The sequence below is a fragment of the Chimaeribacter arupi genome, from assembly GCF_002858805.1.
Lineage (GTDB): Bacteria > Pseudomonadota > Gammaproteobacteria > Enterobacterales > Enterobacteriaceae > Chimaeribacter > Chimaeribacter arupi.
Genome location: NZ_PJZI01000054.1, coordinates 1 through 19,795 on the forward strand (window position 1 = coordinate 1; position 19,795 = coordinate 19,795).

The window sequence follows — 19,795 nt, forward strand, 5'->3', positions numbered from 1 at the left end:
TGCAATGATTCAGCCGGGGCACCGAAAGCGCGCGGGTGCAGGGCCGGCGCGCCGGCAGGCCCTGCTCGGTTGAGGCTTGAAAAGCCGGGTAGACAAATACACATAAACAACCGAAACATGCCACTTTACAACCGATGACGGCACCGGAGCCGCAGAAAGACGCCGGGCGTATGCCAACGCAACAAACCTCGATCCAAAGACCTAACCCACCGCACATGAACAACCAAACCTTCCACAAAAACCTTAAAAGCCGTACCGCGTACTCCATACCCGCGGGTGCAGGGCCAGCACGCCAGCCCCCGCCCCCCCTATTTAAGCAAATCATCCAATCTGTCATCCACAATCCCTGCCGGCTCCAGGTGAGCCGTCACATCCGCCCGCGTGAACAGCGCCCGCACGGCGGCTTCGGCGGCGTCGCCGATATCATGGCCGACATCCACCGTCAGCGCGCCGTCCACCTCGACATGGAACTCCACAAACACCCGGTCGCCGCCATTGCGGGTTCGCAGGTCGTGGATCCCCTGCACACCGGGGCAGCTCAGCACCGCGGCGCGGATGCGTTTGCGGTCGGCGGCGTCCAGTTCCCGGTCCAGCAACTGCTTCAGGGCGTCGGCGGCCATGCCGCGGGCGTTCCATACCATGTAAAACGAAATCCCCAACGCGCCCAGAGCGTCTGAGCGTGACCAGCCAAACAGGTGATCCAGCAACAGCGCCACCAGCACCGCCACGTTGACCGCCACATCCGTGATGTAGTGCGCCCGGTCGGCGGCAATCGCCGTTGACCCGGTGCGCTTCACCACATAAGTCTGCATCAGCACCAGCCCGGTGGCGGCGCAGGTGCTGGCCACAATCACCCAAATCCCCAGCCCCAGTTGCGCCAGCGGCTGCGGGTTCAGCAACCGCCCGCCCGACTCAATCCCCAGCCCGATGCCGGCCGCCGCCAGCAATAACGCCTGTATAAACGCCGCCACGGCCTCCGCTTTGCCGTGGCCGTAACGGTGCCCCTTGTCAACCGGGCGCAGCGCGTAACGCACCCCCACCAGCGTGACCAGCGAGGCAAGCACGTCCACCAGCCCGTCCGCCGCCGACGTCAGCAGCGCCATCGAACCGGTGGCCAGCCAGGCCCATAACTTAATACTCACCAGCAGCAGCGCCACCAGCAACGAAATCAGTGACGCCGTGCGCGCCAGCCCGGTGGGCGGCGGGGGCATCACCGGCGAAGAGGAGGACTCCGCAGGGCAATGATCAGGCATAGTCAAAATGGCATATTCACTTATTAACAGGGCAATGGCTCTATTGTGGCGGTGCCGGGGGCCGCTTGGCAACCTGGATGCGGCTATCCTGCGAACCATCTTCCACTACGCTTAAGGCAGTGGCTTCGGCTTACATCATGTGATCTATAGCTCACTTCTTGATTTAATTGTATGATGAATACATCAGACCTTCAGGAACCCGTTATGCGCCCTCTCCTCACGCTTTGCTGGCAATTCCTCCGCGCCTTTCTGGCGATTTATCTCTGCCTGTGGGCCGGTAATGCCCTGGCGGCCCTGCTGCCGCTGGCGATCCCCGGCAGTATCCTCGGTATGTTGATCCTGTTTTTCCTGCTGTCGTTGCAGATCCTGCCCGCCGGCTGGGTCAAACCGGGCTGCCATCTGCTGATCCGCTATATGGCGCTGCTGTTTGTGCCGATTGGCGTCGGCGTGATGAACTATTATGACCAGATCCGCGCGCAGTTCGGCCCGCTGGTGGTCTCCTGCATCGTCAGTACGCTGATTGTGATGGTGGTGGTGGCCTGTGCCTCGCACTATGTGCACCGCGAGCGGCCGCTGGTCGGTACTGAGGACGCCGCCGGGGAGGAGAAATGATGGGTGAAATCTGGTGGTCGCTGCCGCTTACGGTGGCCGTTTTCTTTGCTGCACGCAAACTGGCAACCCGGCTGCGGATGCCGCTGCTCAACCCGCTGCTGGTGTCGATGGCGGTGATCATCCCGCTGCTGCTGCTGACCCACACGCCTTATGCCCGCTATTTTGCCGGCAGCAAAATCCTGAATGACCTGCTGCAACCGGCGGTGGTGGCGCTGGCCTTCCCGCTCTATGAGCAACTGCACCAGATCCGCGCCCGCTGGAAATCGATCATCGCCATCTGCTTTATCGGCAGTATCACCGCCATGTGCACCGGCACGGCGATTGCGCTGTGGATGGGCGCGTCACCGCAGGTTGCGGCGTCTATCCTGCCGAAATCGGTCACGACGCCGATTGCGATGGCGGTGTCGCAGTCGATTGGCGGCATCCCGGCGATAAGCGCCGTGTGTGTGATTTTTGTCGGGGTACTCGGCGCAGTGCTGGGCCACAGCCTGCTGAACCTGCTGCGTATCCGCACCAAAGCGTCACGCGGGCTGGCGATGGGCACGGCGTCCCATGCGCTGGGCACGGCGCGGGCGGCGGAACTGGATTATCAGGAGGGGGCGTTCAGTTCTCTGGCGTTGGTGCTGTGCGGCATCATCACGTCGCTGATTGCGCCGTTCCTGTTCCCGCTGCTGCTGGTGATGTTTGGCTGAGAAAAAGGCGTGCAGAGAAGGGAAAGAAGAGAAGAAAAAGAGGTATGCCGCCGCAACCTTAGACAGAACGGCGGCATACCAAAACAGGCACCGGTGTACGCGGGCCTGAAAAGAACCTGCCCGCGCCCGGCGAGCAGAGAGAAATCACTACTGGTTAAGCTGGAACAGGGACATCCCCTGCATATCACTGAAGGTCTTATACGCCGCCTGTAACGCCACCTGCTGCATGCTGTAGCTGGAGATGGCTGCGTTCCAGTCGGTGTCCTGCAAATTACTCAGTTGGGTGCTGTTGGTCAGGCTGCGCTGGTCGCCGATGCTGTCGAGCGTGTCCAGCTCGTTCATCTGGGTACCGAGTTCAGAACGCACCGACAACACATTGTTCAGCGAGTTGCTCAGGCCGCGGTTGGTTTTGTCCAGCGCGGCGGTCAGGTCTTCGCTGCTGATGCTGCTGTCATTCAGCGCCGTCAGGGCGAAATCCAGGGTCGCGAACACATCGCTTTCCGGCGTGCTGCCGTCCGGCTCCGGCTTGGCGTTGCTGGTCACGGACAAGAACACCTGCGAACCGGTGTGGCTCACGATCATGGTGCGGTTGGCATCCACTTTCTGCTCAATCGCCTGCGCGCCGCCATGGTAGAGCACGGTGCCGTCACCGGCGCTGACGAACGGCGCTTTGTCGCTGGCGTAGCCCGCGAAAATGTAGCGGCCGTTACCGTCGCTGGTGTTGGCCAGGTTGAGCAGCTGATCTTTCAGCCCCTGCAACTGGGTGGCCAGCGAGGCGCGGTCATCATCACTCAGGGTGCCGTTACCGGCGCTCACCACCACGCTCTGCGCGCTCTGGATGGTGCTGGTGACGTTGCCGAGGATCGACTCTTCCAGGCTCATGTTGTTATTGGCGAAATCGCGGGCCAGCGCATACTGCTTGTTCTGTGACTCTGACTGGGTCACCAGAATCGCCTGCGAGGCGGCCATCGGGTCATCGGACGGCTTGTTCACGCGCAGGCCGGTGGAGAGCTGGGTGCCGCTCGCCTGCCACTTGCTCTGGCTGTTGGAAATGCCGTCCATATTTTGCTGGTAAAGCATACTGGTACTTACACGCATGGTGCCGTTCCTTATCTGTTAGCCGCGCAAGTCCATCAGCGCATTGAAAATGGTGCCGGCGGTCTGGATGACCTGGGCGTTAGCCAGGTAGTACTGCTGGTAACGTTGCAGGTCGCCGTACTCTTCATCCAGGTTGACGCCGGAGATGGACTGTTGCTGGGCAGTCAGCTGGGTGACGATATTGCCCTGGGTGGTATTGTTCAGTTTTGCGGTGCTGGTCTGGTTGCCGATGTCACTCACCAGGCTGGCATAGGCGCCGGACAGGGTGGTTTTGCCCTGCACCACTTTGCTGGTCTGCAAATCCAGCAGTTTTTGTGCGTTGCGGTTGTCGCTCACGCCGCTGGTGGCCTCAGAGGCCGCCGCGATTTTGCTGGAGTCAGTGATCGCGACCTGGAGGTTGCCCGCCGCGTTGCTCACCGTTTTCAGGGTGAAACTGTCACCGCCGGCTGCCGCCCCGGTGATGCTCACTGACAGGCCGTCAAAGCTCAGGCTCGGGTTGCCGTCGCTGTCGGTGCCGCTGGTGGCGGTGATGGCCGCGCCGTCAGAGACACGGGTCACGTTCCAGCTGCTGCCGTTGTATTTCAGGGTATAGTCGCTGGCCTGCACCTTGGTGGTGTCGGTGTAGGTCACGGACATGTCGGCGGTGCCGCTGTTTTTCACGTTGCCGAGGGTGGTCGGGCCGGTGAAGCTGAAGAAGGCCCCGCCCGCGTCGCCTTCGAGGTCAAACCCGGCTTCGTGGATCTGGTTGAACTGGTCGGCCATGGTGACGGCCAGCTGGCCCAGCTGGTTGCGCGCCGGGTCAAGGGATTCGCTGCGGAAAGAGAGCAGGCCGCCGAGCGTGCCGGTGGTGAGCTGGCTTTCCGGCACTTCGCTGGTGCCGTTGCCGCGGTTGTAACCGATGGTCAGGCGGCTTGGGTCGCTGCTGGAGGGCACGGCCTCCAGGCTGTAGGCGTTGCCGCCCTGCACCAGCATCAGGCCGCCGGCCACCGAGATGTTCATGGTGTCGCCGTCCTGCTGGGTGACGCTGACGCCCACCAGGTCGTTGAGTTCGCTCACCAGCTGGTCGCGCTGGTCGAGCAAGGCATTCGGCTCGCTGCCGGCTGCGCCGCGTGCACGGGAGATCTGGTTGTTCAGCGTTGCTATCTGTTTGGCGTAGTTGTTCACCAGGTCAACGTTGTCACTTATCTGCTGGTTAACGCCGCTCTCCATGTCTTTCAGGTATTTGTCCGTGCTCTGGAACTGGTTTACCAGCCCCTGCGCACTGCCGAGCACCGTCTGGCGCGCGGCGTCATCACCTGGGTTGCTGACCATGCTTTGCAGGTTGCTGAAGAAAGTCTGCATGGTGGTGGAGAGGCTGTTGGTGCTGTCTGACAGCAGGTCATCCACCTGCGACACCTGGTTGTAATAAGAGGTGAGCGCGCTGTTGGTGGTCGAGGCCGAACGCAACTGGTTGACGATGAACTGGTTATATTCGCGGTTCACGCCGCTGGTCACCACACCGTTGCCGATGTAGCCCTGCGCGGTGTTGGTGCCGGTATTCTGCGAGATGACCGCGGTCTGGCGGTTATAGCCCGCCGTGGTCACGTTGCTGATGTTGTTACTGGCAGTGCTGAGGGCCGCCTGTGCCGCGTTCAGCCCGCTCATCGCCGTGTTGATTAAATTATTGGACATGTCGGTTCCTTGTTGCCGGCGGCCTCGTCTGTACCGGTCGCATGATAAACGGTGCCGGGAAGGGGGCTCCTCTCCGGCCTGTCTGGGTTATCGGCAAATAATGAAAAAACTTGAGTGTTAAAAGGCACAACGGCCATGATTTCTCACGGCCGTTGCGGTTAAAACAGGGAACTCAGATCGTGGGTGTAGGCTTTCACCGCCTGCGCCCCCGCGCCCTTGATCTGCTGGATCACGCTGACCAGTTTGCTGGCGTAGTTCGGGTCAGTGGCGTAGCCCGCTTTTTGCAGGGCGTGGGCCGCCTGCTCCGGCGTATCGGCCGCGGCCACGTTTGCATAGCGCGGGTTGTTGGTGAGCAGCCGCACGTAGTCACTGATCGCCTCGACGTAAGAGCCGTAGACGCGGAAGGTCGCTTTGATCTTCTTCGCGGCACCGTTCTCATACTCGGTGGTGGTGATGTCGGTGGTCGGGCCATCCCAGCTGCTGCCGGCCTTGATGCCGAACAGGTTGTAGCTCGGCGTGCCGTCTTTGGTCGGGATCTCGCGCTGGCCCCAGCCGGACTCCAGCGCCGCCTGCGCCATGATCAGCTGGTGCGGGATGCCGCTCTCCTGGCTGGCCATCTGCGCGGGCAGGCTGAGGCGTGACACAAACTCGCCGCTGTCGCCGGAGAGCTTCGGTGCCACCACCACCGGCGTGGCGCTCGGTGCCGGCATTCTCGGCACCGATTTGCGCAGCATCTGCTCCAGTGCCTGCACCGGCAGGGTGTTGAGCACCTCTTTGTCCAGCGCCATCGGCACCGTGCCGGCGGTTTCACTGGGTGCGCCGGTGCTGCCGCCGAGCTGTTTCACCATCATGTCGGCCATGCCCAGCCCTTTCTTCGACATCTCCTGCGCGACCTGCTGGTCATACAGGGAGGTGTAGAGTTTGGTCTGGTCATTGCTGAGCAGGCCGCCTTCCGGCAGGGCCGAACGCATGCTTTTCAGCATCATGGTGACAAACACCCCCTCGAACTGCTGCGCCACCTGTTTCAGGTGCGCCTTCGGGTCTTTGCCGACATCCCGTTTCAGGTCATTCAGCGCCTGCGCGTCATACGCGGCACCGGAGAGGCTGTTCAGTTCGCTCATCAGATAATTTCCAGATCGGCGCGCAGGCAACCGGCGGTTTTCATCGCCTGCAGGATGGACATCAGGTCGATCGGCGTGGCACCCAGCGCGTTCAGGGTCCGCACCACGTTGTTCAGGCTCGGGCTGGACTGCACCTGTTGCAGTGAACCGCCCTGCTGGCGCACCGAGATCTGGGTGTTTGGCGTCACCACAGTCTGGCCGCCGCCCAGCGGGGTGTCCGGCTGGCTGACCTGGTTCTGCTGGTCCACCACCACTGACAGGTTGCCCTGCGCCACGGCGCAGCTGTCGAGGGTGACATCACGGTTCATCACCACCGAGCCGGTGCGGGAGTTGATGATCACTTTCGCATCACGCGGGCCGAGGTTGACGTTGATGTTCTGGATCTGCGCGAGCGAGCGCACCTGCGCGCTGCTGCCCTGCGGCACCAGCACCTGGATGGTGCGGCCGTCGAGCGCGGTGGCGCTGCCTGCGCCCTGACGGTTGATGGCGTCCGCCACGGCCTGCGCGGTGGTGAAGTCCTCTTCGTTCAGTTGCAGGTTCAGGGTGCCGCCGCTGCCGAAGGTGGTCGGCAGTTCGCGTTCAATGGTCGCGCCGTTGGTGATGCGGCCGCCGGCCAGCTGGTTCACCTGCACGCTGCTGCCGCCCGCCGAGGCACCCGCCCCGCCCACCAGCACGTTACCCTGTGCCAGCGCATAGACCTGGTTGTCCACGCCTTTCAGCGGGGTCATCAGCAGGGTGCCGCCGCGCAGGCTTTTGGCGTTGCCCAGCGAAGAGACCACCACATCAATGCCCTGCCCGGCGCGGGAGAACGGCGGCAGTTTGGCGGTGACCATCACCGCGGCCACGTTTTTCAGCTGCATGTTCGTCCCGGCCGGCACGGTGATGCCGAGCTGCGAAAGCATGTTGTTCAGGCTCTGGGTGGTAAACGGCGTCTGCATGGTCTGGTCGCCGGAGCCGTCCAGCCCCACCACCAGCCCGTAACCGATCAGGGCGTTGTCGCGCACACCCTGCACGGTCGTCAGGTCACGGATCCGCTCCGCCCCGGCCGGCCCGGCGCACAGCATTGCCGCGGCCAGCAGTAAACCCATCACTCGTTGTTTTCGCATCTGAAACCTCATTTGCCCGCAAGGGCGTCTCTTTTGCCCCTCAGGGCGTCACGCGTGCATGTGCCCCTGGGGGCGTAAAACCTGCCCCTGGGGGCGGCCGGTCACCTTAAAGCGGCGACAGGTTAAGGAAGAACCGTTGCATCCAGCCCATGTTCTGGGCTTCGTTGATATAGCCGTTGCCCACGTATTCGATGCGGGCGTCCGCCACCTGGGTGGAGATCACGGCGTTCTGGCCGCTGATGGTGCGTGGGTTGACCACGCCCGAGAAGCGGATGAACTCCGTGCCCTGGTTGATGGCGATCTGTTTCTCACCCACCACGTGCAGGTTGCCGTTCACCAGCACCTGGTCCACGGTCACGGTAAGCGTGCCGCTGAAGGTGTTGTTGGCATTCGCCCCACCCTTGCCGCTGAAGGTGTTGTCGCCGGTGGTGTCCACCGCCGCGCGCGCATTGCCGAACAGCCCTTCCAGGTAGCGCGGCACGGTGTCGAACCCGAAGGTGGTCGACCCGCTGCGGCTGGCATTGGCAGACGAGCTCTTGCTGGCGCTGACGTTCTCCTGCAACACGATGGTCAGGGTATCGCCGACGTTGCGCGGGCGGCGATCCTCGAACAGCGGCTGGTAGCCGTAGTTCATCGGCTGTACCGTCTGGAAGATGGAGCCGTTCGGCGCAGGCGCGCTGACCGGCGCCGGGGATGCCGTGGTCGCGCCTTTGACCAGATTGTCGTGCGGGATATAAGCACAGCCGGTCAGGGCCAGCGCCAGCAGTGCCGGCAACACGGCGGCCGGCGGATGTTTCAGTTTCACCACGGTATCGAACCTTCGTTAGAGTGAGTGTCAGTCTGCCGGGCCTGCGCCCGGCACCCTGTCAGAGCTGCGTCAGTTTCTGCAGCATCTGGTCAGAGGTAGAGACCGCCTTGCTGTTGATTTCATAGGCGCGCTGGGTCTGGATCATGTTCACCAGCTCCTCGGCCACGTTGACGTTGGAGGTTTCGACATAGCCCTGGTAGAGCAGGCCCGCGCCGTTCAGGCCGGGGGTGCTCTCGGTCGGTGCGCCGGAGCTCTGCGTCTCCTGGTAGAGGTTTTCACCCACGCTTTCCAGGCCGCTGTCGTTGATAAAGGTGCTCAGGGTCAGCTGGCCGACCTGCTGGGCGGCGGTCTGCCCCTGCTGGGTCACGCTGACGATGCCGTCACGGCCGACGGTGATGGACAGGGCGTTGGCCGGGATGGTGATCGCCGGTTGCACCTGGAAACCGCTGGCGGTCACCAGCTGGCCGTTCTGGTCAACCTGGAACGAGCCGTCACGGGTGTAGGCCAGCGTGCCGTCCGGCATCTGTACCTGGAAGAAGCCCTGCCCTTTGATGGCGATGTCTTTGCTGTTGTCGGTCTGCGACAGGTTGCCCTGGCTGTGCAGGCGCTCGGTCGCCACCGGGCGCACGCCGGTACCGATCTGCAACCCGGACGGCAGCGTGGTCTGGTCAGAAGACTGGGCACCCGGCTGGCGCATGGTCTGGTACATCAAATCCTCAAACACCGCGCGCTGGCGTTTGAAGCCGGTGGTGCTGACGTTCGCCAGGTTGTTGGCGATCACGTCCATGTTGGTCTGCTGGGCGTCCAGCCCGGTTTTGGCAATATAAAGCGAAGAGATCATAAAAAGTCCTTAATACCCGGCATCAGCTCAGGGAAAGCAGCGAGTTCGCCTGCTGTTCGTTTTCATTCACGCTGGAGATGACTTTCATCTGCATCTCGAAGCGGCGGGCGTTGGCGATCATGTCCACCATGGTTTCCACCGGCTTGACGTTGCTGCCTTCCAGCACGCCCGGCATCAGCCGCATCTGCGGGTCTGCCGCCAGTGCGCCGCCTGCCTGCGGGCCGTTGGCCGCAGTGTGGAACAGGCCGTCGTCGCCGCGCTCGAGTTCACCAGCCTGCGCCCGGACCAGCTTCAGCTTGCCGACCTGCGCCGTGGTGCTCGGCGAGTCGCCGGCATTCAGCGCGGTGATGGTGCCGTCGGCCGCGATGGTCAGCTGGGCGGAAGGCGGCACCTCAATCGGGCCGCCGTCTCCCATCACCGGCAACCCGCCCGCGGTGAGCTGGCTGTTGGCGTTGATCTGGATGTCACCGTTGCGGGTGTACGCCTCGGAACCGTCCGGCAGGCGCACCGCCAGATAGCCATCCTGTTGCAGGGCCACATCCAGCGGGCGGCCGGTGGTGGTCAGCGGCCCCTGGGTGTCGTTGCTGCCCGGTGTGGACGCAGCCACCAGCGTACGTGTCTGCAGGGTGTCGCCGTCCAGCGGCACCGCACGGAACGCGCTGAGCTGCGCTTTGAAACCGGGCGTTGAGGCGTTCGCCATGTTGTTGGCGGTGACCGCCTGCATGTTGAGCGTCTGGCTGGCCGCGCCCATCGCGGTATAGATTGCGTGATCCATCGTCTATCCGTCAGCGCGTTAGCGCAGGTTAACCAGGGTGTTCAGGATCTGGTCCTGAGTTTTGATGGTCTGGGCGTTGGACTGGTAGTTACGCTGTGCCACGATCATGTTGACCAGTTCTTTGCTCAGATCCACGTTCGAGGCTTCCAGCGCGCCGCTGGTCAGGGAGCCGAAGCCGCTGCCGCCGGCCACGCCGGTGATCGCCTGCCCGGAGGACTGGGTCGCCTGCCAGACGTTGTTACCGGCGGATTCCAGCCCTTCGGTGTTCGCGAAGTTGCTCATCACGATCTGGCCGAGCAGCTGGGTCTGCTGGTTGGAGTAAACGCCGGTGATGGTGCCGTCATCGTTGATCTGGTAGCCGGTCATGTCGCCTGCGGCGTAGCCGTCCTGGGACAGGGTGCCGATGCTGTCAGTGCCGGTGTTCTGCTGCAGGCTGCCGACCATGCTGAGCTGGATGGTCTGGGCGTCTGCCCCGTTCAGCGCGCCCATCGGCAGCGTGAAGGTGGAGGCACTGGTGGTGGCGTTGCCGTTGGCATCCACGGTGCTGACCAGCGCGCCGCTGGTGGAGAAGTTCATGGTGCCGAGCTTGTTGGCGGTGGCACCGCTGACGCTGCCGTCCATGGAGTAGACGTCCCAGGTGTTGTTCGCGGTTTTCGCGAAGTAGACGTTCATGTCATGGGAGTTGCCCAGCGTGTCATAGGTGGTGATGGTGTTGACGTAGCTGTAGCTGGTGGCGTCGTTGGCGTTGAACGGCGTGGTGGTGACCACGTCATGGCTTGAGTTCAGGTTCGCGACCATAGAGCCGGTGCTGGTGGCTTTGGCAGAGAGCATGGTGTTCGGGATGCTCAGCGCGACCGGCTGTGCGCCCTGGGCGATGGCCGGCGGGGTGCCGGTGGCCGGGTAACCGGTCAGGCTCAGGCCCTGCATGTTCACCAGGTTGCGGTTTTCGTCCAGCGTGAACTGGCCGTTACGGGAGTAGAACACGCCGCCGCTGCTGTCCGTCAGGCGGAAGAAGCCGTTGCCGCTGATCGCCACGTCCAGGCCACGGTTGGTGGTGGAGGTGGTGCCGTCGGTGAAGTCCTGCGTGACGCTGGCGACTTTTACGCCCATCCCGGTTTTGGAACCGGCGAACATGTCGGCAAAGGAGATCGACGCCGATTTAAAGCCGGAGGTCGCGGAGTTGGCGATGTTGTTGCCGATGACGTCCAGATTGCTTGAGGCGGCGTTAAGGCCGCTGACTGCCTGAGAAAAACTCATTATTTCGCTCCGTAAAACTGTGCTGTGTGGGGTGCCGCGCCAAAAGCGGGCGAAGTTAAGTACGCGCCGGGTTACAGGATCTGGCGCACATCGCTCAGTGTCGTGGTGCCGGAGATGCCGAGGTCAAGCACCGCCCCACTGCTGTCATTGGTAATGCCGTTGACCAGCGCATATTTCAGCGGCTGGACCACCATCTGTTCGCCGTTGCTGCTGCTGGCGTTAAAGCTGATGGAGTACGAGCCGTCCGGTGCGTTGGTGCCGTCCGCCTGCAGGCCGTCCCAGCTGTAGCTGTGGACACCCGCCGTCTGCGCGCCGAGATCCAGCGTGCGGACAACTTTGCCGCTGCTGTCGGTGATGGTGGCCGTCACGTTACCGGCCGCACGCTCCAGCTCCAGGCCAAACGGCGTGGTGCTGACGGTGCCGTCAGCCGCGGTGCCGGCCAGGATGCTGTTCCCGGCGATCATCACCCCGTGGCCAATCATGGCGGTGGACTGCACTGACTGGTTGCTGTTGATCTGCCCGGAGATGCTGCCAAGCGTGGTATTCAGCTTCTCAATGCCGCTCACGGTATTGATCTGCGCCAACTGGGTGGTCAGCTCGCTGTTTTCCATCGGGTTGGTCGGGTCCTGGTTTTTCAGCTGGGTCACCAGCAGGGTCAGGAAGTTGTTTTGCAAATCCGCGCTGGTGCTGGCGGACGTGCTGCTGCTTTTGCTGGTGGTACCGACAACGGTATTGTCGGTGCTGCCGTTAACGGACGATAAAACAGACATGGCGGCTCCTGTTATTGGCCGAGAGTCAGGGTTTTCATCATCAGGGACTTGGTGGTGTTGAGCACCTCCACGTTGGCCTGATAGCTGCGTGATGCGGAGATGGTGTTCACCATCTCGTTGACCGGGTCGACATTCGGCATACGCACATAGCCCTTGTCGTCAGCCAGCGGGTTGCCGGGCTGGTAGACCAGCTTGTCCGGCGCGCTGGAGTCCACGATTTGTGCCACACGCACGCCGCCGGTTTCCTGCCCCGGCGCAGCCTGCACCTGGAACACCACCTCTTTGGCGCGGTACGGCTGGCCGTCCGGCCCGGTGACGCTGTCAGCGTTCGCCAGGTTACTGGCACTGACGTTCATCCGCTGGGACTGGGCGGCCAGCGCGGAACCGGAAATATCAAAAATCGAGAGCATTGACATGCGGGTTATCCTTGTTGCAGCACAGACATCATGCTTTTAATCTGGCCGCCGAGCACGGTCAGGTCGGTCTGGTACTTCAGGCTGTTATCAGCAAAGTTGGTGCGTTCCCGATCCATGTCGACGGTGTTACCATCGAGCGCCGGCTGGTCCGGGACACGGAACAGCAGGTCAAGGTCGGCCGGTTGGCTGGCCTGCACCTCAATGTGACGGGCAGACGTCACATTCAGGGCCAGACCGCTGCCGTTTACCCGCCCCTGCTCCATCACTTTATTCAGCTGGCTGGCGAAATCGATATCCCTGGCCTGGTAGCCGGGGGTGTCTGCGTTGGCAATGTTCGCGGCCAGGACTTCCTGGCGCTGGGCGCGTAAATTGAGCGCCTCTTGTTGAAAGCGCAACGCTGCATCCAGTTTGTCGAGCATGCGTCCTCCGCAAATGAGATTTTGGAGCCGACAGCATAGTCGGGGGGGTGGCAACCCTATCGCAGGAATAAGCACACAATCGGCCGCTATTTTTCTGCTTTAACGCAACCAAAACCGCGTAAGATAATTCCGAATTATGCCCGCCCCCCACGTTTTTCCGGGGGTCGGCTGACTGGTCTGGACGAGGAGATGGCCGTGCGCTTCCCTATTCTGACGCCGCTGCCGGTGCTGTGTGCCCTGCTGTGGCTGCCTGTTTCCGGTGCTGTGGCGGCATCCCTGGAGTCGCAGATTGCTGAGTTTTTCCAGCGGCAATATGCGCAGAGCGGTATGCAGGTGAAAACGCGGGTCGTCACCCCGGAAGCCCAATGGCCGGATTGCCCGGCCCCCCAGCTTTCGCTGCCGAACAACGGCCGCAGCTGGGGCATGATTTCGCTGTCGGTGCGGTGCGGCGAGACCCGCCGTTTTGTGCAGACTGACGTACAGGTGACCGGCCGTTACTGGGTTGCCGCCCGCACCATCCCGCGCGGCACGGTGCTCTCGGCCGCTGACCTGCAACAGAAAGAGGGGCGGCTGGACACCCTGCCGCCGCGCACGTTACAGAACGAACAGCAGGTTCAGGGCGCGGTGGCGCTGCGCGCCATCAACATCGGCCAGCCGCTGACGCTGAGCATGGTGCGCCGCGCCTGGCAGGTGCAGGCCGGCCAGGAGGTGCAGGTGATGGCGGGCGGTAACGGCTTCAACGTCTCCAGTGCCGGCAAAGCGATGAACAATGCGGCCATTGCCGATAATGTGCGGGTCCGGATGGCGTCCGGCCAGGTGGTCAGCGGAACGGTGGCGGCAGATGGCACAGTACACCTGACGTTGTAGCCGCCGCTTTCGGAAAAAAGCAGACTGATAGCCTAAAGTTTTCTCTGACCGGGACGATAATCCTGGTACAGAGAGTTTTTTATGCGGGTGAGAGGACGTCATTCCCGCCAGACTGGGAGAATACTATGAGCATCGATCGTACTCAGCCGCTGTCCGGCATCAGCCAGGTTCAGGCGCGTGATAATAATGAAAGCGGCGTGCAATCCGCCAAAGTAAAAACCGGCACCGCTGCCGGTGCGGCCGAGGTGAAAGGCACCCAGGTCAGCCTGAGCGGTGCGCAAGCCGTCCTTTCCGGCAACAGCGCGCAGGACATCAACATGCAGCGGGTTGAGCAGTTGAAAGAGGCCATCCGTAACGGTGAGCTGAAAATGGACACAGGCAAAATTGCCGATGCCCTGCTGCGGGACACCCAGGACTACCTGAAGGGGTAAACCATGCACGACCTGCCCAAAACGCTGAACAGCCTGCTGGAGACATTGCAGGCGCTGCAACCGGTGATGGACGCCGAACAGGCGCAGCTCTGCGCCGGCCAGGTGAATGGCGTGGCATTGCAACGCATTACCGAGCAGAAGAGTTCACTGCTGACCACGCTGAGCTACCTCGACAGCTGCCGCAAGCAGCACGAGGCCCCGCTGCGCCTGCGTGCGCCTTACCGCAATGTGCCGGCGTTGTATGCGCTGTGGCAGCGGATCATGGCCTGCACTGACGCGCTGAACCAGCGTAACCAGCACAACGGGATGTTGCTGGAGCAGCAGGTCGCGCGGAATCACCAGGCGATGTCGGTACTGCGTGCCAACCACGGCCAGACGCTGTACGGGCCGAACGGGCAGTCACACAGCCGCGGTGTGAGTATGCGGAAGATTTCGATCTAGCGAGTGTTGGGTGGGGCGGATGCAGCCCTGGAAAAGGGCCTGCCATTTTTGAAATGGCGGGCTTTTTGTGTTTTGGTTTTTTTATTCGTTTTTGTGGGCGGTGGAAGGTTTCTTTCGGATCGAGGGTTGTTGCGTTGGCTTGCGTGTGAAGCCTTTCTGCAGCCCCGCTGCCGCCACCGCGCAAGGGGCGCGTAAGCGCGCGCCCCTTGCATCCCCGCGCTTTGGGTGCCCCGGCAGAATTATTGGCCGCTCGCGCGGCTCTCCTCCAGCGTCCTCCGGGCTGTTCGGGCCGGGCCAGACACGCTCCCAGCGTGGCTGTCCCTTTCGCGGGCGTCCATGCCCGCTCACCCGGCCCTGCGTCCTCGTCGGCAATAATTTAATGCCCCTACCCAACTGCAAGCCCTCGGCTATGTAAGGAAGGAGTAGATAAGGCCTTTTTAAGATTTGGGAAGGATACAGACGCGTTGCCGCATGAAAATTCAGTAGAAGAGTAAACACACCGAGCGATTTAAAACCCTCCCCTACTATTTCCTTACATACTTTTTGGTTTGCAGAGGTGGTGGGGGCGTAAAAATCATTGCCGAGTGGAGCCGCAGGGCCGGGCGAACGGGCAGGACGCCCGTGAGAGTCGCAGCCACGCCGGGAGCGTGTCTGCGGCGGCCCGATTAGCCCGTAGGCGAAATGAGGGGAGCCGCGGGAGCGGCCAATGATTCAGCCAAACCACCGACAGCGCGCGGGTGCAGGGCCGGCGCGCCGGCAGGCCCTGCTCGGTTGAGGCCCAGAAAGCCAGGCAGACAAATACACATAAACAACCGAAACAAGCCACCAAAACCCTTAAAAGACGTACCGCGTACTCCCTGCCCGCGGGTACAGGGCCGGCGCGCCGGCAGGCCCTGCCCGGTTGAGGCCCAGAAAGCCAGGCAGACAAATACACATGAGCAACCGAAACATGCCACCGCACATAAACAACCGAAACCTTCCAACCACCTTAAAAAAGAAAAAGGGGCGCTTTCGCGCCCCCTCTCACCGATAATTAACCCGTATCTCCTGCCCCACCACCCGCATCGGCGGGTTCAGCACCCCCTTGCCCGCGACGCTGAAAATCATCCGCAGCGGCTGGTTGGCGATTTCGCCGCCCAGCCCGTGGGTGGTGCCGCTCTGGCCGTTTATCTCGGTGCAGCGTTGCAGTGTGCAGAGCTGCACCCGCAGGCCGTCCGGCGTCGGGCCGAGCAGGCGGTAACGCCAGTTCACGGTCGCAATCAGCCCCCGGCCGACCGGCGCGCTCACCGGCGGGGAAAGCGCCGGGGTACTGAGCGCCTGGTTACGCAGCGAGAGCGTAATGCCCCGGCTGTCCGCACTCCAGGTGCCGGAGGCAAACCCGGCGGCCGGTAACAGGGTGAGTATTGTGGTCAGCAACAGCGCGCGCATTACTGGCCTCCGATGGTGGCCGTCATACGGATCTGGCGGTTGTCGCTCAGTTCCAGGTTAGAGAGCACCACCATGTTCGGCAACGTACGGCGCAGGAAGCGCGCCAGCAGCGGACGCAGTGCGGCGTTCACCAGCAGTACCGGCGGTGCGCCCAGCATCTCCTGACGGTGCAGCGCCTGACGCGCCTGATCCAGCAGACGATCCGCCAGGCCCGGCTCCAGCCCGCCGCCGCCCTGCAACGCCTGCAACAGCAGCCGCTCAAGCGGGGTGTCCAGCCCGATAATCTGAATCTCGCCATTGCCCGGATACCACTGCTGGGTAATCGCGCGGCCCAGTGCCACACGCACCACGGTGGTCAGCTCCTGTGCGTCCGTCTGCGACGGGGCGTGCTCCGCCAGCGTCTCCAGAATGGTGCGCATATCGCGGATCGACACCCGCTCGGCCAGCAGGTTCTGCAACACTTTATGCAGTGTGGTAAGCGACACCACACCCGGGATCAGATCCTCGGTCAGCTTCGGCATATCCTGCGTGACGCGATCCAGCAACTGTTGGGCTTCCTGGCGGCCAAACAGCTCATTGGCATACTGGCTGATGATATGGTTCAGGTGGGTCGCCACCACGGTACTCGCCTCGACCACGGTAAAGCCCTGAATCTGCGCCTGCTCACGCAGCGCCGGTTCAATCCACACTGCGGCCAGCCCAAAGGCCGGGTCCTGCGTGATTTCGCCCGGCAGGCTGCCCGCGGCATTGCCGGGGTTAATCGCCAGCCAGCGGCCCGGATGCGCCTCACCGCGCCCCACTTCCACCCCTTTCATCAGGATGCGGTAACTGGCCGGTGCCAGCTCCAGGTTGTCACGGATGTGCACCACCGGCGGCAGGTAGCCCATCTCCTGAGCGAATTTTTTACGGATGCTGCGGATACGCCCCAGCAACTCGCCATCCTGCTGGAAATCCACCATCGGGATCAGGCGGTAGCCCACTTCCATCCCCAGCGGGTCTTCCAGCTGAACATCAGACCAGCTTGCTTCCACGGTCTGCGGGCTTTCCGGCACGGCGGCCGCCGCCGCACTGTTGGCTGCCGCCGCGCTTTTCTGCGGCTGGCCGCGCCGCCACCAGGCCAGCCCCAGCAGGGCCGCGGTGAACAGCAGGAACACCAGGTTCGGCATCCCCGGCACCAGGCCGAGCAAACCGAGCACCCCGGCGCTCAGCACCATGACGCGGGTGTTGGAGAACAGCTGGGTCACCATCTGCTCGCCGACATCCTGATCGGTGCCGACGCGGGTCACAATCACGCCCGCTGCGGTGGAGATCACCAGCGCCGGGATCTGCGCCACCAGGCCATCACCAATGGTCAGCAAGGTGTAGGTTTCGGCGGCGTGGCCAAACGCCATATCGTGTTGCAGCACCCCGACCAGCAGGCCGCCGACGACGTTGATCGCCATGATCAGCAACCCGGCCACGGCGTCACCGCGCACGAATTTACTCGCACCGTCCATTGAGCCGTAGAAGTCCGCTTCTTGTGTCACTTCCAGACGGCGGCGTTTTGCCTCATCTTCCCCAATCACCCCGGCGTTGAGGTCGGCGTCGATCGCCATCTGTTTGCCCGGCATCCCATCCAGTACGAAGCGAGCGCCCACTTCGGCGATACGCCCCGCCCCTTTCGTGATAACCATGAAGTTAATCACCACCAGGATGATAAACACCACGATACCGATGGCGAAGTTGCCGCCCACCAGGAAGTGGCCGAATGCCTCCACCACCTGCCCGGCGGCGGCCCCGCCGGTGTGGCCGTCCATCAGGATCACACGGGTCGAGGCGACGTTGAGCGACAGGCGCAGCAAGGTCGAGAACAGCAGCACCGTCGGGAACGCGGCGAACTCCAGCGTGCGCTGGGTGAACATCGCGACCAGCAGCACCATAATCGACAGGGCGATGTTGAAGGTGAACAACAGGTCGAGGATGAACGGCGGCAGCGGCAGCACCATCATCGACAGGATAAGCAGGATCAGAACCGGCCCGGCCAGAACCTGCCACTGTGAGTCTTTCATGTTTGCGGGCAACCGCAGGATTGAGGCCAGATTAGCCATTCGACGTGCTCTCTTTTGCAAAATCCAGTGCGTCCGGCACCGGCAGATGTTCAGGTTTTTTCGGGATCAGGCCGCCCTGGGTACGCCAGCGTTTCAGCTGGTATACCCAGGCCAGCACTTCCGCCACCGCCGCATAGAGCGTGGCGGGGATCTGCTGACCAATTTCGCTGTGACGGTAGAGCGCACGCGCCAGCGGCGGTGCTTCCAGCATCGGGATGCGGTGGGTGTTGCCCAGTTCACGGATTTTGAGGGCAATATCACCGGCGCCTTTTGCCAGCACTTTCGGCGCGCTCATTTTGTCGTTGTACTGCAATGCCACGGCGTAGTGCGTCGGGTTGGTGACAATCACGTCCGCTTTCGGCACATCCGCCATCATGCGGCGGCGGGCGATGGCCCGTTGCTGCTGACGGATGCGTGCTTTGATCTGCGGGTTACCATCGTTCTCCTTGAACTCATCGCGGATCTCCTGTTTCGTCATGCGCAGCTTTTTGAGGTTGCTCCAGATCTGCCAGAACACGTCAAACCCCACCATCGGCAGCAGGCCGATCAGCACCAGCATCGCGCAGCCCGCCACCATGCTGAGGGCATCGCCGAGCGCCGGCAGCGTCGGTGCGGCCATCAGCCGCAGCATGGCGGGCCAGTTGTGCATCAGGTAGAGCCAGGTCACGATGCCGACCAGCACCGATTTCAGGATCGCTTTCAGCAGTTCGGCCCCGACCTGGCTGGAGAAGAGGCGCCCCAGCCCGCTTATCGGGTTCAGGCGGCCAAAATTGGGTTTCAGGGATTCACCGCTGAACAGCAGCCCACCCAGCAGCATCGGGGCGGCCAGCGCCATCAGCACCAGGCCGCCGAACACCGGCAACATCGCCCAGAACGCCCCGGTCAGCAGGGTGCCTATCTGGCGCAGGATCTGTTTTTCATCGCTGACCACGCTGTGGTCAAAGTTCAGCCCGGACGCCAGCATAGCGCCGAGTTTCTGCGCCATCGGCCCCCCGGTCATCCACAGCAGGGCCACACCGGCCCCCAGCATCAACAGGGACGTCAGTTCGCGCGATCGCGGGATCTGACCCTTTTCCCGTGCTTTTTCAAGTTTATGGGGTGTGGGGTCTTCGGTCTTTTCGAGGTCGCTCTCTTCAGCCAAGGCGGCCTTCCTCATCAAGCTGACGGCAGAATAGTCTGAGGCGTAGCATGACAAACTTCGTCTGCGCTAATGGCGGGAACAACGGGGATAAATGGGGGTTATTTGGCTTATCGACAGGTGGCCCCGGCGGGGGCGGGCCGCTGTCGCCCGTATAGTGATATGTTTTGGTGGTATGTTTCTTTTTGATTGAGGTTTGTTGCGTTGGTAAACGCCCGGCGTCTTTCTGCGGCTTCGCTGCCGTCATTGGTCGTAAAGTAGTTTGTTTTGGTTGTTCATGTGTCGTGGACTTTTTTGATCGAGGTATGTTGCGTTGGCAAACGCCCGGCTTCTTTCTGCAGCCCCGCTGCCGCCACCGCGCAAGGGGCGCGTAAGCGCGCGCCCCTTGCATCCCCGCGCTTTGGGTGCCCCGGCAGAATTATTGCCCGCGTAGCGGGTTCCCTCCTTCGTTCTCCGGGCTAATCGGGCCGGGACAGACACGCTCCCAGCGTGGCTGTCCCTCTCGCACACATCCCTGTGTGCTCGCCCGGCCCTGCGCCCTTGTCGGCAATAATTTAATGCCCC

Annotated in this window: 20 protein-coding genes; 5 read left to right on the plus strand and 15 right to left on the minus strand. The window is 62.5% G+C overall.

From position 1 onward, the window contains the following. Nucleotides 1-308: 308 nt before the first annotated feature. The gene (locus tag CYR52_RS21260) at nt 309-1,253 is read right to left on the minus strand and encodes a cation diffusion facilitator family transporter (protein ID WP_241506197.1); all 945 of its coding nucleotides are present in this window, start codon (nt 1,251-1,253) and stop codon (nt 309-311) included. 204 nt (nt 1,254-1,457) lie between these two features. On the opposite strand from CYR52_RS21260, the gene CYR52_RS21265 reads away from it, so the two are divergent. Both CYR52_RS21265 and CYR52_RS21270 read left to right on the plus strand, forming a co-directional pair. Then, nucleotides 1,458-1,865, plus strand: coding sequence for a CidA/LrgA family protein (locus CYR52_RS21265; protein WP_072928488.1), 408 nt, complete (start codon nt 1,458-1,460; stop codon nt 1,863-1,865). Then, the gene (locus CYR52_RS21270) at nt 1,862-2,557 is read left to right on the plus strand and encodes a CidB/LrgB family autolysis modulator (RefSeq protein ID WP_101829381.1); all 696 of its coding nucleotides are present in this window, start codon (nt 1,862-1,864) and stop codon (nt 2,555-2,557) included. Before CYR52_RS21265 ends, CYR52_RS21270 begins: the two co-directional genes overlap by 4 nt. A gap of 147 nt (nt 2,558-2,704) precedes the next feature. Here CYR52_RS21270 and flgL read toward each other — a convergent pair whose 3' ends face one another. The 11 genes from flgL to flgB form a co-directional block, all read right to left on the minus strand. Continuing rightward, complete coding sequence (gene flgL / locus CYR52_RS21275) at nt 2,705-3,655, minus strand: flagellar hook-associated protein FlgL (protein ID WP_072928486.1); 951 nt, start codon at nt 3,653-3,655, stop codon at nt 2,705-2,707. Nucleotides 3,656-3,673: 18 nt separating this feature from the next. Continuing rightward, nucleotides 3,674-5,326: a flagellar hook-associated protein FlgK gene (gene flgK, locus CYR52_RS21280; RefSeq protein WP_072928485.1), complete on the minus strand. Its 1,653-nt coding sequence runs from the start codon at nt 5,324-5,326 to the stop codon at nt 3,674-3,676. Between the two features lie 158 nt (nt 5,327-5,484). Beyond that, complete coding sequence (gene flgJ / locus CYR52_RS21285) at nt 5,485-6,447, minus strand: flagellar assembly peptidoglycan hydrolase FlgJ (RefSeq protein ID WP_101829382.1); 963 nt, start codon at nt 6,445-6,447, stop codon at nt 5,485-5,487. Next, the gene (locus CYR52_RS21290; RefSeq protein WP_072928483.1) at nt 6,447-7,553 is read right to left on the minus strand and encodes a flagellar basal body P-ring protein FlgI; all 1,107 of its coding nucleotides are present in this window, start codon (nt 7,551-7,553) and stop codon (nt 6,447-6,449) included. The genes flgJ and CYR52_RS21290 overlap by 1 nt, the downstream gene beginning before the upstream one ends. A 106-nt stretch (nt 7,554-7,659) precedes the next feature. Beyond that, a complete protein-coding gene (locus tag CYR52_RS21295; protein ID WP_101829386.1) occupies nt 7,660-8,358 on the minus strand; it encodes a flagellar basal body L-ring protein FlgH in 699 nt (232 codons plus the stop codon). A gap of 61 nt (nt 8,359-8,419) precedes the next feature. Beyond that, nucleotides 8,420-9,202: a flagellar basal-body rod protein FlgG gene (gene flgG, locus CYR52_RS21300; protein WP_072928481.1), complete on the minus strand. Its 783-nt coding sequence runs from the start codon at nt 9,200-9,202 to the stop codon at nt 8,420-8,422. A gap of 22 nt (nt 9,203-9,224) precedes the next feature. Beyond that, nucleotides 9,225-9,977 (minus strand): flagellar basal body rod protein FlgF, encoded by a 753-nt coding sequence (locus CYR52_RS21305; RefSeq protein ID WP_101829383.1) that lies wholly within the window; start codon nt 9,975-9,977, stop codon nt 9,225-9,227. An 18-nt stretch (nt 9,978-9,995) separates the two neighbouring features. Next, the gene (gene flgE / locus CYR52_RS21310; RefSeq protein ID WP_101829384.1) at nt 9,996-11,234 is read right to left on the minus strand and encodes a flagellar hook protein FlgE; all 1,239 of its coding nucleotides are present in this window, start codon (nt 11,232-11,234) and stop codon (nt 9,996-9,998) included. Nucleotides 11,235-11,305: 71 nt separating this feature from the next. Further along, nucleotides 11,306-12,004, minus strand: coding sequence for a flagellar hook assembly protein FlgD (gene flgD, locus CYR52_RS21315; protein WP_101829385.1), 699 nt, complete (start codon nt 12,002-12,004; stop codon nt 11,306-11,308). Between the two features lie 11 nt (nt 12,005-12,015). After that, nucleotides 12,016-12,420, minus strand: a complete 405-nt coding sequence (flgC, locus tag CYR52_RS21320; protein ID WP_072928477.1) for a flagellar basal body rod protein FlgC — start codon at nt 12,418-12,420, stop codon at nt 12,016-12,018. Between the two features lie 5 nt (nt 12,421-12,425). Beyond that, entirely contained in the window at nt 12,426-12,839 is a 414-nt protein-coding gene (flgB, locus tag CYR52_RS21325) for a flagellar basal body rod protein FlgB (RefSeq protein WP_072928476.1), read from the minus strand. Between the two features lie 195 nt (nt 12,840-13,034). Here flgB and flgA point away from each other — a divergent pair, with 195 nt between their 5' ends. From flgA to CYR52_RS21340, 3 genes are all read left to right on the plus strand, one after another. Next, a complete protein-coding gene (gene flgA / locus CYR52_RS21330) occupies nt 13,035-13,706 on the plus strand; it encodes a flagellar basal body P-ring formation chaperone FlgA (protein WP_241506198.1) in 672 nt (223 codons plus the stop codon). A 125-nt stretch (nt 13,707-13,831) separates the two neighbouring features. Further along, nucleotides 13,832-14,137 carry a flagellar biosynthesis anti-sigma factor FlgM gene (gene flgM / locus CYR52_RS21335; RefSeq protein ID WP_072928474.1) on the plus strand — a complete coding sequence of 102 codons (306 nt, stop codon included), beginning with the start codon at nt 13,832-13,834 and terminating at the stop codon, nt 14,135-14,137. A gap of 3 nt (nt 14,138-14,140) precedes the next feature. After that, on the plus strand, nt 14,141-14,578 hold the full coding sequence (locus tag CYR52_RS21340; protein WP_072928473.1) for a flagella synthesis protein FlgN: 438 nt from the start codon (nt 14,141-14,143) through the stop codon (nt 14,576-14,578). Between the two features lie 1,023 nt (nt 14,579-15,601). Here CYR52_RS21340 and CYR52_RS21345 read toward each other — a convergent pair. The 3 genes from CYR52_RS21345 to flhB are packed head-to-tail and all read right to left on the minus strand — an operon-like array spanning nt 15,602 to nt 19,234. Beyond that, on the minus strand, nt 15,602-16,006 hold the full coding sequence (locus CYR52_RS21345) for a flagellar protein FlhE (protein WP_072928472.1): 405 nt from the start codon (nt 16,004-16,006) through the stop codon (nt 15,602-15,604). Further along, complete coding sequence (gene flhA, locus CYR52_RS21350; RefSeq protein WP_072928471.1) at nt 16,006-18,093, minus strand: flagellar biosynthesis protein FlhA; 2,088 nt, start codon at nt 18,091-18,093, stop codon at nt 16,006-16,008. The genes CYR52_RS21345 and flhA overlap by 1 nt, the downstream gene beginning before the upstream one ends. Beyond that, nucleotides 18,086-19,234, minus strand: coding sequence for a flagellar biosynthesis protein FlhB (gene flhB, locus CYR52_RS21355; protein WP_072928470.1), 1,149 nt, complete (start codon nt 19,232-19,234; stop codon nt 18,086-18,088). Before flhB ends, flhA begins: the two co-directional genes overlap by 8 nt. Nucleotides 19,235-19,795: the final 561 nt, after the last annotated feature.